At 69.4% G+C, this 12,825-nt stretch carries 13 protein-coding genes; 7 read left to right on the top strand and 6 right to left on the bottom strand.

Going from position 1 to position 12,825, the window contains the following annotated elements:
* Nucleotides 1-220: 220 nt before the first annotated feature.
* The 4 genes from BJY20_RS04445 to BJY20_RS04430 all read left to right on the top strand — a co-directional run bounded on the left by BJY20_RS04445 (nucleotide 221) and on the right by BJY20_RS04430 (nucleotide 4,002).
* Entirely contained in the window at nucleotides 221-1,417 is a 1,197-nt protein-coding gene (locus BJY20_RS04445; protein ID WP_185990425.1) for an acyl-CoA dehydrogenase family protein, read from the top strand.
* 127 nt (nucleotides 1,418-1,544) lie between these two features.
* On the top strand, nucleotides 1,545-2,123 hold the full coding sequence (locus BJY20_RS04440) for a YflT domain-containing protein (RefSeq protein ID WP_185990424.1): 579 nt from the start codon (nucleotides 1,545-1,547) through the stop codon (nucleotides 2,121-2,123).
* Nucleotides 2,124-2,182: 59 nt separating this feature from the next.
* Nucleotides 2,183-2,923 carry a PIG-L deacetylase family protein gene (locus tag BJY20_RS04435; protein ID WP_343062777.1) on the top strand — a complete coding sequence of 247 codons (741 nt, stop codon included), beginning with the start codon at nucleotides 2,183-2,185 and terminating at the stop codon, nucleotides 2,921-2,923.
* 152 nt (nucleotides 2,924-3,075) lie between these two features.
* Nucleotides 3,076-4,002 (top strand): type IV toxin-antitoxin system AbiEi family antitoxin domain-containing protein, encoded by a 927-nt coding sequence (locus BJY20_RS04430; RefSeq protein WP_185990423.1) that lies wholly within the window; start codon nucleotides 3,076-3,078, stop codon nucleotides 4,000-4,002.
* Nucleotides 4,003-4,095: 93 nt separating this feature from the next.
* Here BJY20_RS04430 and BJY20_RS04425 read toward each other — a convergent pair whose 3' ends face one another.
* A complete protein-coding gene (locus tag BJY20_RS04425; protein ID WP_343062776.1) occupies nucleotides 4,096-5,202 on the bottom strand; it encodes a MaoC family dehydratase in 1,107 nt (368 codons plus the stop codon).
* A gap of 125 nt (nucleotides 5,203-5,327) precedes the next feature.
* A complete protein-coding gene (locus BJY20_RS04420) occupies nucleotides 5,328-6,830 on the bottom strand; it encodes an aminopeptidase P family protein (RefSeq protein WP_185990421.1) in 1,503 nt (500 codons plus the stop codon).
* A gap of 100 nt (nucleotides 6,831-6,930) precedes the next feature.
* On the opposite strand from BJY20_RS04420, the gene BJY20_RS04415 reads away from it, so the two are divergent.
* Together BJY20_RS04415 and BJY20_RS04410 are read left to right on the top strand one after the other, a co-directional pair.
* Complete coding sequence (locus BJY20_RS04415; RefSeq protein WP_343062775.1) at nucleotides 6,931-7,779, top strand: PHP domain-containing protein; 849 nt, start codon at nucleotides 6,931-6,933, stop codon at nucleotides 7,777-7,779.
* 109 nt (nucleotides 7,780-7,888) lie between these two features.
* Nucleotides 7,889-8,662 carry an AAA family ATPase gene (locus BJY20_RS04410; RefSeq protein ID WP_185990419.1) on the top strand — a complete coding sequence of 258 codons (774 nt, stop codon included), beginning with the start codon at nucleotides 7,889-7,891 and terminating at the stop codon, nucleotides 8,660-8,662.
* A gap of 161 nt (nucleotides 8,663-8,823) precedes the next feature.
* On the opposite strand, the gene BJY20_RS04405 is transcribed toward BJY20_RS04410, so the two are convergent.
* Complete coding sequence (locus tag BJY20_RS04405) at nucleotides 8,824-10,374, bottom strand: DEAD/DEAH box helicase (protein ID WP_185990418.1); 1,551 nt, start codon at nucleotides 10,372-10,374, stop codon at nucleotides 8,824-8,826.
* Nucleotides 10,375-10,586: 212 nt separating this feature from the next.
* On the opposite strand from BJY20_RS04405, the gene BJY20_RS04400 reads away from it, so the two are divergent.
* Nucleotides 10,587-11,288: a ferritin-like fold-containing protein gene (locus BJY20_RS04400; protein ID WP_185990417.1), complete on the top strand. Its 702-nt coding sequence runs from the start codon at nucleotides 10,587-10,589 to the stop codon at nucleotides 11,286-11,288.
* Nucleotides 11,289-11,403: 115 nt separating this feature from the next.
* Here BJY20_RS04400 and BJY20_RS04395 read toward each other — a convergent pair whose 3' ends face one another.
* The 3 genes from BJY20_RS04395 to BJY20_RS04385 form a co-directional block, all read right to left on the bottom strand.
* Nucleotides 11,404-11,670 carry a GlsB/YeaQ/YmgE family stress response membrane protein gene (locus BJY20_RS04395; protein WP_185990416.1) on the bottom strand — a complete coding sequence of 89 codons (267 nt, stop codon included), beginning with the start codon at nucleotides 11,668-11,670 and terminating at the stop codon, nucleotides 11,404-11,406.
* Nucleotides 11,671-11,824: 154 nt separating this feature from the next.
* On the bottom strand, nucleotides 11,825-12,043 hold the full coding sequence (locus tag BJY20_RS04390; protein WP_185990415.1) for a DUF3107 family protein: 219 nt from the start codon (nucleotides 12,041-12,043) through the stop codon (nucleotides 11,825-11,827).
* Nucleotides 12,044-12,086: 43 nt separating this feature from the next.
* The gene (locus BJY20_RS04385) at nucleotides 12,087-12,743 is read right to left on the bottom strand and encodes a TetR/AcrR family transcriptional regulator (RefSeq protein ID WP_185990414.1); all 657 of its coding nucleotides are present in this window, start codon (nucleotides 12,741-12,743) and stop codon (nucleotides 12,087-12,089) included.
* Nucleotides 12,744-12,825: the final 82 nt, after the last annotated feature.

The raw sequence follows: 12,825 nt of genomic DNA, 5'->3' as shown, positions 1-12,825 counted from the left end.
CGGGCGGCCGCGCACCTCAGGGCACCGCCTTCGAGGCTCGGGCGGCCTCGCACCTCAGGGCACCGCCTTCGAGGCTCGGGCGGCGTCGCACCTCAGGGCACCCCCTTCGCCCTGCCCGGCGTGGCCGAGGACACCCGTGGACGCCGTAGCGCAGGACGCACCCGACTGGGATACTGGCCCGGATCCCCAGCCCCACGACGCAATGAGGTTTGAAACGCGCATGTCCCGACTGCAGACGACCGACGGACTGACCGAGGAGCAGCAGGACCTGCTCAAGCTGGTGAAGGAGTTCGTCGACGAGCAGATCATCCCGGTGGCCCAGGAGCTGGAGCACGCGGATGAGTACCCGCAGAAGATCGTCGACCAGATGAAGGAGATGGGGATCTTCGGTCTGATGATCCCCGAGGAGTTCGGTGGTCTGGGCGAGTCGCTGCTGACCTATGCGCTGTGCGTCGAGGAGATCGCGCGCGGCTGGATGCCCGTCTCGGGCATCATCAACACCCACTTCATCGTCGCGTGGATGATCCTCAAGCACGGGACCGAGGAGCAGAAGCAGCGCTACCTGCCGAAGATGGCGACCGGTGAGATCCGTGGCGCGTTCTCGATGAGCGAGCCCGCGCTCGGCTCGGACGTCGCCGGAATCAAGACCAAGGCCGTCCGTGAGGGCGACGAGTGGACCATCAACGGCCAGAAGATGTGGCTGACCAATGGTGGCTCCGCCAACCTCGTCGCCGTGCTGTGCAAGACCGACCTCGGCGCGGACACCCCGCACAAGAACATGTCGACCTTCCTCATCGACAAGACCGAGGGCTTCGGCGAGACCGCCCAGGGCGTGACCATCCCCGGCAAGATCGAGAAGATGGGCTACAAGGGCGTCGACACCACGGAGATGATCTTCCAGGATCACAAGACCACCACTGCGCAGCTCCTCGGTGGCGAGCCCGGCAAGGGCTTCTACCAGATGATGGATGGGGTCGAGGTTGGCCGCGTCAACGTCGCCTCCCGCGCCTGCGGCCTGGCGATGCGCGCCTTCGAGCTCGGGGTCGAGTACGCCCAGCAGCGCGAGACCTTCGGCAAGAAGATCGTGCAGCACCAGGGCATCCTCTTCCGTATCGCCGACATGGCCGCCAAGGTCGAGGCCGGGCACCAGCTGATGGTCAAGGCCGCCCGCCTGAAGGACAAGGGCGAGCGCAACGACCTCGAGGCCGGCATCGCGAAGTACATGGCCGCCGAGTACTGCGCCGACGTCGTCGAGCAGTCCTTCCGCATCCACGGCGGCTTCGGCTACACCAAGGAGTACGAGATCGAGCGCCTCTACCGCGAGGCCCCGATGCTGCTCATCGGTGAGGGCACCGCCGAGATCCAGAAGATGATCATCGGCAAGAGCATCCTGAAGGACTACCCCACCAAGGGCTGACCGTTCCGTCTCCTACGAACTGCGGCTGGCTGCACCTTGTATCGCCAGCACGACCTCGTCGTGCGGCTTGTTCAACGAAGTGCGGCTGGCCACAGTTTGTTTTCAGCAGAAGTGGGACAATGGCCACATGAGCACGCAGCCGCACATGGCCGCCCGGATGGAAGACCACCTCGGCCTGAGTTTCCCGATGTCCCTGGTCACCTACGACAGCTACGCCGAGGCGCAGCGTGCCGTCGACTTCCTGGCCGACAACGAGTTCCCGGTCCAGGACGTGATGATCGTCGGCACCGACCTGAAGCAGATCGAGCGCGTCCGCGGGCGCCTGACGACCGGCAAGGTGCTCCTAGGGGGGCTGCTGTCCGGCCTGTGGATCGGTGTCTTCGTCGGCCTGATCTTCGCGATGTTCGAGGGCGGCGAGGGCATCGTCCAGCGGATGGTCTCCACGGTCCTCATCGGTGCGGTCTTCGGCCTCGTGTGGGCCTGGCTGGGGTACCGCTCCACCGGCGGGCAGCGCGACTTCACCTCGATCAGTCAGGTCGTCGCCTCCCGCTACGAGGTGCTCACCGAGCACAAGCACGTCCAGGCCGCCCGTGATCTGCTCGCCGAGCTCGACCCGATGCGCGCCGCCCAGGAGCAGGTGCGCCAGCGGCAGGAGCAGGCCCGCGCGGAGCAGGAGCGCATGGACCGCGGGCAGAGCCCGACCTGACGCCGGGGCGACCCCCTTCGCCCATAGCCAGATCTGCCCGAGCGGGTTAGCGTCAAGGTGTGACCATCCTGTCCGACTTGGCCGCTCTCGACGAGAACTCCTTCGACTCCGTGCTCTGCGTCGTCGCCCATCCCGACGACATCGAATACGGCATGGCTGCGGCCGTTGCCGCGTGGACCACTGCCGGCAAGACCGTGCGCTACTTCCTGCTCACCCGCGGTGAGGCCGGGATCGACACCATGGACCCGGTCGACGCCGCTCCCGCCCGTGCCGACGAGGAGCGCGCCAGTGCCGCCGTCGTCGGGGTCGACTCGGTGGAGTTCGGCGACCACCCGGACGGGACCATCGAGTACGGTCTGCGGCTGCGTCGCGACATCGCCGCAGCGATCCGTCGGGCCCGGCCCGATCTGGTCATCACTGCCAACCACCACGAGACGTGGGGGCCGGGCAACCTCAACCAGGCCGACCATCGCGCGGTCGGGCTGGCCACGCTCGATGCGACCGCTGACGCCGGTAACCGGTGGATCTTCCCCGAGCTCGTCGACGAGGGGCTCGAGCCCTGGAAGGTGTCCGCCGTCGCGGTCGCCGCCGGCCCGACGCCCAGCCACTACGTCGACGTCACGGGGCACTTCGACGATGCCGTCGAGTCGCTCGAGGAGCACCGCCTGTACAACGCCGCGCTACCGGAGGACTTCCCGAAGCCGCCGGAGCTGCTGGGGGACATCCTCGGCGCGGCGGCCGAGCGCGTGCGCGATCCGATGGTCACGCACGCGCTGCTGCTGGAGGTCTTCCCCCGGTAGGCGCCGCCCCCTCACGCTGCGCCACTCATGGACGTAGAGATCGAGTCAGGACGTAGGTATGACTGCGTCCTGACTCGATTTCGGCGTCATGGGGCGAGGGGGCCTGTGGATATCATCGGCGGCCGACAGCGCGAGTGCGTCACGATCGGTGGGTGGATGAACGACTCAAGCGGTTGGCCGAGCAGCGCGGCGGTGTCTTCAGCTGGGGGGACGTGCAGAACTGCCTGCTGGGTGAGCACGACGTCCGGACGGCGATCGGCGCTCGGGAGGTCGTCCGGGTACGCCGAGGTGCCTATGTTCTCGACGCCCGGTGGCGGGGTGCCCGGCCGGCCGAGCAGTTGGCACTGCGGGCGCGCGCGATCCTGCTGGGTCGGTCGCGGGATCTCGCGAGTCACCAGAGCGCACTCGCACTGCACGGTGTGGCGACCTGGGGTGTGCCGACACATGTCGTCGACCTGATGGGCGAGGTGCGCCGCACCCGGACGGTCAGCGGGGTTCGGACACATCCGAGCCACGGCGAAGTCGAGCCGGTCGACGTCGGTGGCTGCGTCGCCGTGGACATCGCGACCGCGGTCGTCCAGATGGCTCTGCGCCACGGCGTGGAGGCGGGCGTCGTGGCTCTGGATCATGCCTTGCACGAGCGCAGGTGTCGTCTGTCTGCGGTGCGGGCAGCCGGCGAGCACCTGGCGCGGGGCCCTCTGGACCGAGTCCGCGTCGAGGCGCTGCTGGCCCGGGCCGACGCGAAGTGTGAGTCGGTCGGGGAGAGTCGCACGCGCCTGCTCCTGCACGACCTCGGTCATGACGTGCGCAGCCAGGTGAGCGTGAGTGACCACGACGGTGGTTTCGTCGGGCGGGTCGACTTCATGGTGGGGGGCGCGGTCGTGGTGGAGTTCGATGGCATGGTCAAGTACGAGGGGGCCGACGGTCGTGCTGCCCTGGCCCGCGAGAAGGCGCGGGAGGAGCGGCTCACCGCCCTCGGGTTCGTCGTGGTGCGGCTCGTCTGGGCTGACCTGGACCACCCCGAGCGCGTGCGGTCGATGATCGAACGTGCCCTGGAGTGGGTGGCCCGCCGGTCATGACGCAGAAATCGAGGCAGGACGTAGGTATGACTGCGTCCCGACTCGATTTCTGCGTCCTGGGTGACGCGGCGTGGAGGTGACGCGGCGTGCGGGTCATTGCCGCGGGATGAGCACCGTGTAGTCGAGGTCGAGCACGACCTCGGGCAGGTACTTGCCGTCCTGACCCTTGTACGGGAAGTCCGCGCACGGAGTGTCCTTGGTCGCCACGGTGCGCAGGCGCAGGGCGCCGACATCGGTGCGGCCGGGCAGCTCGATCCGCTCGAGGACCTCGGACCAGGCGTAGACCGTGTCGCCGGCGAAGGTCGGGTTGGCGTGCGCCCCGGCGTTGATCGCGGCAATCGTCTGCCCGTTGGCCAAGCCGTTGAAGGACAACGCGCGGGCGAGGCTGATGATGTGGCCGCCGTAGATGAGACGACGCCCGACCTTTGACTGCCCCTGGGCGTGCTGGTTGAAGTGGACCTTCGCGGTGTTCTGGTACAGCCTCGTGGCGAGCATGTGGTCGCTCTCCTCGATGGTCATGCCGTCGATGTGGTCGATGCGCTCGCCGGCCTCGTAGTCCTCCCAGAGGAAGGGGCTGCCCGACAGGTCCGTGTCGTACTCCCTGCCGGTGAGGTCGAACGGCACGACCAGGTCCTCTGCGGCGACGGCACCCGGCAGGTCGGGGATGACCGTCTCGGGTGCGGGGGAGGCCGGGTCCTTCTTGTGCACCATGACCCAGCGGACGTAGTCGACGACCATCTCGCCGCGCTGGTTGACGCCGACGGAGTTGACGTAGACGACGCCGGTCTTCCCGTTGGAGTTCTCCTTCAGGCCGATGACGGTCGAGCTCGTCGTGACCGTGTCGCCGACGTGCAGCGGGGCGCCGAAGCGACCGCCCGCGTAGCCGAGGTTGGCCACGGCGTTCAGCGAGATGTCCGGCACGGACTTGCCGAAGACGAGGTGGAAGGCGAGCAGGCTGTCCACCGGCATCCGCTCGAAGCCCATGGCCTCGGCGAAGGTCGACGCGCTCGTGGCCGCGAAGCGCGGCCCGTACAGGCCGGTGTACAGGGCGATGTCGCCATCGGTCACCGTGCGCGGCGTCGCGTGCCGGATCTCCTGACCGATCGAGAAGTCCTCGAAGTAGTTGCCGGGGACCGTCTTGGTGGACATGCGCGGGGCCTTTCGTTCGAGCGAAGGGGGATCCCCGCCATCTTCGCGCATGGACGGCGAAGGGGTGTGGCCGAGTCGTGTTGACCCGGCCACACCCCACACGGAGCCTCACCGTCGCTGGGCGACCTGCGACCCCGTGTGCCCCTGAGGTCCCAACGGTCTGGTCAGTAGGCGCGTTACCGGGCCTGGACGTCCTTGATCCACGCCTCGATCTCGTCGGCGGAGTGCGGCCACTCGCCGGAGAGGTTGCGGCAGCCGTCCTGCGTGACGACGACATCGTCCTCCAGGCGCACGCCGATCCCGCGGAAGCGCTCGGGCACCTTCAGGTCGTCGGCCTTGAAGTACAGGCCCGGCTCGACGGTCAGGACCATGCCCGGGGCCAGCTCGGCGTCCATGTACTCCTCGCGGGTGGCCAGGGCGCAGTCGTGGACGTCGAGGCCGAGGTGGTGGCTCGTGCCGTGGACCATCCAGCGACGGTGGTACTGGCCGTGGTCCTTGTCGAGGGTGTCCTCGACGGAGATGCCCTCGGGCAGCAGTCCCCACGCGTGCAGGTGCTCGGCGATGACGCGGATGGCGGCGGCGTGGACGTCGGAGAACTTCGCGCCCGGCTTCACCGCGGCGATGCCGGCGGCCTGGGCGGCGACGACGGCCTCGTGGATCTCGCGCTGGGTGTCGGTGAAGGTTCCGCTCACCGGCAGCGTGCGCGTGATGTCAGCGGTGAAGAGCGAGTCGACCTCGACGCCGGCGTCCAGCAGGATCAGGTCTCCGCTGTTGATGTCGCCGGTGTTCTTGATCCAGTGCAGCGTGTTGGCGTGGTTGCCGGAGGCGCAGATCGAGTCGTAGCCGACGCCGTTGCCCTGGTGGCGGGCGTACAGACCGAAGGTCCCCTCGACCCAGCGCTCTCCGCGGCCGCGCTCGGGCAGCCCCGGCAGCTCGCCGATGACGGCCTCGAATCCGACACGGGTGGCGTCGACCGCCTCCTGCATCTGCTCGATCTCCCAGTCGTCCTTGACCAGCCGCAGTGTGGACAACCGGTGGGCGAGGGCGTCATCGGTCTCGACGAGGCCCTCCTCGCTCGCGCCCCCCTGTACCCGCACGGTGTCGAGCTGGGCGGTCAGGGCCCTGTCGGCGTCCCGGACCATCCGCACGGTGAGCTGGCCGGCGTCCTTGCCGACGGCGTCCTCGAGCTGGTCGACATGGCGACCGGCCAGGCCGAGCTCGGACTCGATGTCCTCGATCGAGGGACGTGCTCCGACCCAGAACTCGCCGTAGCGGGGGTCGTCGAAGAACTCGTTGGAGTCGCGCGAGGCCAGGGGACGGAAGTACAGCGATGCCTCGTGGCCGGCCTGCTCGTCGGGCCCGCCGAGGGGCTCCAGGACCAGGACGGCGTCCGGCTCGCGGTCGGCGCCGAGCCCGGTCAGGTGCGCGAAGGCGCTGTGCGGACGAAAGACGTAGTCGCTGTCGTTGGACCGCACCTTCAGCCCGCCCGCCGGGACGACCAGGCGCTCGCCCTCGTGCTCGGCGGAGATGGTCGCGCGGCGCACGGCGGCGCGCTTCGCGGCCTCGGTCAGTGGGGGACGCCCGTCCGAGCGCGGCGCCCAGTCCTGCGCGACGAAGGCCCGGAACTCGTCCGTCGTCGGCCGCTTGCGGTTGTCTGCCTGCTTCTGCTCCTCGCTCATGACCCCATCGTCTCACCATGTGGTGTGGGCCACGGGAGCGGGCGAAGGCAGAGGGCGAGCCTCCCCCTTCGCCCCGGGGCCGCCGCATAGGGTGACGGGTGTGATCGACCTGCACACGCACTCCTCCCGCAGCGACGGGACGGACGCGCCTGCGGACCTCGTCGCCCAGGCCGACGAGGCGGGGGTCACCACGATCGCGCTCACCGACCACGACACGACCGCCGGCTGGGTCGAGGCCGCTTCCGCGGCGCAGCGGCACGGCATCGCCCTCGTGCGCGGTGCCGAGCTGTCCACCCGGCACAACCGACGCTCGGTGCACCTGCTCGCCTACCTCTTCGACCCCGATGACGCGGAGTTGGCCGAAGAGATGCGGCGCACCCGCGAGGACCGGGTCCCGCGGCTGCAGCGCATCGTCGAGCACATGGCCGCCGACGGCTTCCCCATCACGTGGGAGGACGTCCTGGCGCAGGTGCCGGACGGGCCGGTCTCGCTCGGCCGCCCGCACCTGGCCGACGCGCTCGTCGCGAAGGGGGTCGCCCACGACCGCAGCGAGGTCTTCGCCAGGTGGTTGCACAACGGCTCGGCCTTCTACGAGCCCCACTACGCGACGACCACACTGGACGCGGTGCGCCTGGTCCGGGCCGCCGGCGGGGTGCCGGTCATCGCCCACCCCTTCGCCGTCCGTCGCCAGCGTGCGGTGGACGGCGACGACGTGGCGATGCTCGCCGAGGCCGGGCTCGTGGGTATCGAGGCGGACCACCGTGACCTCGACGATGCCGGTCGCACCCTCGCGCGTGGCCTCGCCACCGACCTCGACCTGGCCGTCACGGGCAGCAGCGACTTCCACGGGCACGGCAAGCCCAACCGGTTGGGGGAGAACACCACCTCGCCCGAGTCGCTCGCCCGCATCGTGGCGGCTGCCTCTGGAGCCACGCCGGTCCTGGGCTGACAGCACGGTCGGCGCAGTGACCGACGCATCCCGATCACCCACGCGCACAGGCAGGTCCGACCTGCGAGGATGACCTCGCATTCCCGTACCTCTAGGAGGGGTAGCACTCGTGGCACGAGCCAAGAAGTCAGCGATCATCGCCGTCGCGAACCAGAAGGGCGGCGTGGCGAAGACGACGTCCGTCGCCTCCATCGGCGCGGCCATGGCCGAGTCCGGCAAGCGTGTCCTCCTGGTCGACCTCGACCCCCAGGCGAGCCTGACCTTCAGCCTCGGCATCGACCCGGACGCCGTCGAGGTATCCATCCACGAGGTGCTCCTGGGCCAGGCCGAGGTCGCCGAAGCGATCCTCGAGGCCAGTGAGGGCGTCGACCTGCTGCCCTCGACGATCGACCTCGCCGGCGCGGAGGCGCAGCTGCTGACCCGGCCAGGGCGTGAGTTCGTCCTCCAGTCCGTGCTGGAGGAGGTACGCACCGACTACGACGTGATCCTGCTCGACTGCAGCCCGAGCCTGGGCGTCCTGACCCTCGCGGCACTGACCGCAGCGACCGGCCTGATCATCCCGATGCAGGCCGAGATGCTCAGCCACCGCGGCGTCGGCCAGCTCCTCGACACCGTCCGCGACGTGAAGAAGCTGCTGAACAAGAAGCTGAAGACCATCGGCATCCTGCCGACGATGTACGACGGCCGCTCCAACCACGCCCGCGAGGTGCTCGACGACCTCGGCGGCCGCTACAAGCTGCCGGTGCTCTCGCCACCGATCCCGCGGACCGTCCGCTTCGCCGAGGCGCCGGCCGCCGGACGCTCGATCCTCGACACCGCCCGATCGAGCAAGGGTGCGACGGCCTACCGCGAGGTCACCGAGAGCATCCTCGCGGCCCTCTGAGGGGCGACTCACCCCCTTCGTCGTCAACCGATGTGCGAAGGGGGGGGTGCCCCCCGCCCGTGCTCGACAAGACAAACCCCGGGTTCGCAGGAGTATGGAACTCGTGCGAACCCGGGGTTCATCGGGTGACCCGATAATCTGGAGACAGGTGAGGCGTCGGCTCAGCCTTCGGAGCGCGGCGCGGCCTGCGACTGGCCACCATGGGTGCGACGACGGTTGCGGCGGCGACGAGGCCGCCCCTCGGAGGTGCCGCCCCCGCCCTTCGCCTCGCTGCTGCGGCCGCCGGAGCGACCGCCACCGTCACGACCGCTGGATCGAGGGCCGCCACTGTGGCCCCCTCCCTGGCGACGGCCACCGGACTTGCCGGTCTCGCCGATGTCCTCGACCTCCTCGGCGTTCAGGCCCTCACGGGTGCGCTGGGAGCGCGGCAGGCGCCCCTTGGTGCCCTCGGGGATGTTGAGGTCGGTCAGCAGGTGCGGGCTGCTGGAGTAGGTCTCCACGGCGTCCGGGATGCCCAGGTCGAGCTGGCGGTTGATCATCGACCACTTGGTCTCGTCGTCCCAGTCGACGAAGGTCACGGCGATACCGGTGTTGCCGGCACGGCCGGTGCGCCCGATGCGGTGGACGTAGGTCTTCTCGTCGTCCGGGCACTGGTAGTTGATGACGTGCGTGACGTTGTCGACGTCGATGCCACGGGCCGCGACGTCGGTGGCGACCAGGACGTCGACCTTGCCGTTGCGGAAGGCACGCAACGCCTGCTCGCGGGCACCCTGGCCGAGGTCGCCGTGGATCGACGCGGCCGCGAAGCCACGGTCGACGAGCTCGTCGGCGACCTTGGCCGCGGTGCGCTTGGTGCGGGAGAAGATGATCGTCAGGCCGCGGTCCCTGGCCTGCAGGATGCGGGCGATCATCTCGACCTTGTCCATCGCGTGGGCGCGGTAGACGAACTGCTCGGTGGCCTTGACGGTCTGGCTGTCGGCCTCGCCGTCCTCGCTCATCGCCCGGATGTGCGTCGGCTGGGTCATGTAGCGCCGCGCCAGGGCGACGATCGCGCCGGGCATCGTCGCGGAGAAGAGCATCGTGTGGCGGGCGGGTGAGGTCATCGCCATGATCTTCTCGACGTCGGGCAGGAAGCCCAGGTCGAGCATCTCGTCCGCCTCGTCGAGGACGACGGTCTTCGTGGCGGACAGGTCGAGGTGCTTCTGCTGGGCGAGGTCGATGAGGCGCCCGGGGGTGCCGACGACGACGTGGACGCCCTCCTTGAGCGCCTCGATCTGCGGCTCGTAGGCGCGGCCGCCGTAGACGGTGAGCACCTTGATGCCCAGGCGCTTGCCGGCGCGCTCGAGGTCTGCGGCCACCTGGCCGGCCAGCTCACGGGTCGGCGCGACGGCCAGGGCCTGCGGGCGGATGTCGTCGGAGTCGAGATCGACGTGGTCGAGGATCGGCACGCCGAAACCGAGCGTCTTGCCGGTGCCCGTCTTGGCCTGGCCGATGATGTCGTGCCGGTCGAGGGCGACCGGCAGGGTCATCGCCTGGATGGGGAAGGGGTGGATGATCCCGGAGTCGGCCAGGGCGGCGACGATCTCGGGGCGGACGTCGAAGTCCGCGAAGGTCTTCTGGGCCGCCTCGGGGGCGGTGCCCTCGACATCGGGGGTGGCTTGAACGGCCTCGTCGATGGGTTCCATGGTTTCGGACGTGCTGGTGTCAGTCATGCATCTCTCGATCAGCGTGGACGACGCTGCGTGCGTCGCGGGTGGCACGGGCCGATCGGAGGTCAGTCAAGCGGTCTGCCACACGTGGGGCGACCGCGCCGGACGTCTCGTCCAGCCGGAAAGGATGCCGACCGGGCACCGCTGGTCATGTCCATGCTACCCGCCGGGAGGCTGATCGGTCGCACGCGCGGCCGCGGCACTAGGCTGCGGGCATGAGCGAGCAGGCGGATCCAGTGTCCACAGGTGCCTTGGGGGAGCGCGAGCGGGAGGGCACCATCGAGCTGCTCGGCACCATCGCGTACGGCACGATCTCGGGTTTCACCCGCATGGCGGCGGACTCGGAGATGGCCACGGACCTGCGCCTGAAGCGAGCGCTCGCGAGCATGGCGGTCAAGGAGTTCCACAACCACGAGCTGCTCGTCGACCACATCATCGAGCTCGGTGGCGACCCGATCGCGGCCATGGCGCCCTTCGAGGAGGCCTTCGAGGCGTTCCACGCACGCACCAAGCCCCGCAACCTGCTCGAGGGCCTGGTCAAGGCCTACATCGGGGACGGTATCGCCTCGGACTTCTACATCGAGATCTCGAAGTACGTCGAGCCGACGTCCCGCGAGATCATCCGGCGTGCGAGCAGCGACCACCGGGACGTGGACACGATCGTGGGGGCCGTGCGGGACGGCATCGTCGAGGACCCGCGGCGCGGTGGCCCGCTCGCCCTGTGGGGCCGTCGACTCGTCGGCGAGGCCCTGACCCAGGGGCAGGTCGTCGCAGCCGACCGGGAGGCGCTCAGCGAGCTGGTGCTGGGGCTGAGTCATGACCGCCCGGGCGCCACCCTCAACGAGATGGGCGAGCTGATGCAGCGGATCACCGACCGCCACCGGCGGCGCATGGGTCGCCTGGGGCTGTCCGCCTGACCGCAACTTCCTGCGATCCCGGCCATGACGAAGGGGGCCCGCCAGCGAGGCGGGCCCCCTTCGAGACCGATTGCAGGGCGGACCCCTCAGGGCGGCGCCCTCGCTGCCGGGTGGGTCAGACCTGCTTGCGGCCGACGACCATCCCGTAGATGACGATGAGCACGGCGGCGACGATGACACCGAGGATGAACGCGATCCAGTCGATCCCGCCCGTGGTCTCGTTACCGGACAGGGCGGTGTAGGCCCACGAGCCGATGAGGGAGCCCAGGATCCCCAGGATCACGGTGACGAGCGTCGAGATGCTCTGCTTGCCCGGCAGGATGAGTCGGGCCAGCGCTCCGATGATGGCGCCGACGATGATCGTGACGATGATGGTCCACACAGTTGATCACTCCTTCTGGGCCCGTCACCGGGGCGGGCGCGCTGGGACCCGTGTGGGTCCTTTCAGGATCAACAGTGACGCAGTGGTGCAAGTGGCGCAAGTTACGACACTCAGGAAAGCACCGAGCAGCGCGACGGCCTGCTCGTGAAGGGGCTCAGGCGCCGAAGCCGACGCGTCCGCGGCTGGGCTCACCGACCTCGACGTAGCCGAGCGCACCGGCCGGGACCATGACGCGACGGCCCTTGTCGTCGGAGAGCACGAGGGCGCCGCCGTCGAGCGCGGACTGCACTGCGGCCTCGATCTCGTCATCGGTGCCGGTGGCGTCCAGGACGAGCTCGCGGGCGACGTTCTGCACGCCGATCTTGACCTCCACGGTCACTCCTTGGGTTGTGGGGCTGGCTGTGCCTGCCATCGTGTCACTTGCTCGGGTAGCTGCCCGGGGCGGGGTCGCCGCCCATGCGGTTGACGGGGAAGGAGCCGATGCCTCGCCAGGCCAGGTGGCCGGCAGCCTGCGCGGCGACCTCCTGGGAGAACTCGGCGCCGTGGGCCAGCCAGGTGCGGGCCATGACCTGCGCGGCGCCGGCCATCGCCAGTCCGAGCATCTCGGCGAGCTCGCGCGGCAGGGTCGTGTCCTGCATGATCCGCTGGGAGATCGCGTCGCCGAGCTGGGCCTCGAGGGCGTCGATGCGGTGGCGCACCTGCGGCTCGTTGGTCAGGTCCGACTCGTAGATCAGGCGGAAGGCCCCGCCCTCGTCCGCGACGAAGGCGAAGAAGGCCCGCACCGTCGCGTGGACCCGCTCCTCGTGCTCGTTGCTCGACTCCAGGGCCTCGATGACGAGCGCCTCGAGGTGGTCGCACTGGGTGTCCAGCAGCGCGAGGTACAGGTCGAGCTTGCCCGGGAAGTGCTGGTAGAGCACCGGTTTGGAGACGCCGGCCTCGTCGGCGATGTCCTCCATCGCGGCCAGGTGGTAGCCCTTGGAGACGAAGACGCTGAGTGCGGCGTCGAGCAGCTGTGCACGGCGCTGGGCACGCGGCATCCTCTGGACTCGGGTGCCGGGTGCGGTCGGGCTCATGATGCGTTTCCTCCAGGCGTGGGCGACCCACAGTGCTGCGGGTCACACGATCCTACCTAGGAGTACCGACAATCCCTGCAGG

This window comes from Janibacter cremeus, from assembly GCF_013409205.1.
GTDB lineage: Bacteria > Actinomycetota > Actinomycetes > Actinomycetales > Dermatophilaceae > Janibacter > Janibacter cremeus.
This window is presented reverse-complemented; position numbering and strand designations above follow the sequence as displayed.

What these genes read in the sequence shown, in the direction of transcription:
- BJY20_RS04445 (WP_185990425.1), top strand. Translation starts at nt 221, where the DNA reads ATGTCCCGACTGCAGACGACCGACGGACTGACCGAGGAGCAGCAGGAC.
- BJY20_RS04440 (WP_185990424.1), top strand. Translation starts at nt 1,545, where the DNA reads ATGAGCACGCAGCCGCACATGGCCGCCCGGATGGAAGACCACCTCGGC.
- BJY20_RS04425 (WP_343062776.1), bottom strand. Translation starts at nt 5,202, where the DNA reads ATGCGCGAAGATGGCGGGGATCCCCCTTCGCTCGAACGAAAGGCCCCG.
- BJY20_RS04420 (WP_185990421.1), bottom strand. Translation starts at nt 6,830, where the DNA reads ATGAGCGAGGAGCAGAAGCAGGCAGACAACCGCAAGCGGCCGACGACG.
- BJY20_RS04405 (WP_185990418.1), bottom strand. Translation starts at nt 10,374, where the DNA reads ATGACTGACACCAGCACGTCCGAAACCATGGAACCCATCGACGAGGCC.
- BJY20_RS04400 (WP_185990417.1), top strand. Translation starts at nt 10,587, where the DNA reads ATGAGCGAGCAGGCGGATCCAGTGTCCACAGGTGCCTTGGGGGAGCGC.
- BJY20_RS04385 (WP_185990414.1), bottom strand. Translation starts at nt 12,743, where the DNA reads ATGAGCCCGACCGCACCCGGCACCCGAGTCCAGAGGATGCCGCGTGCC.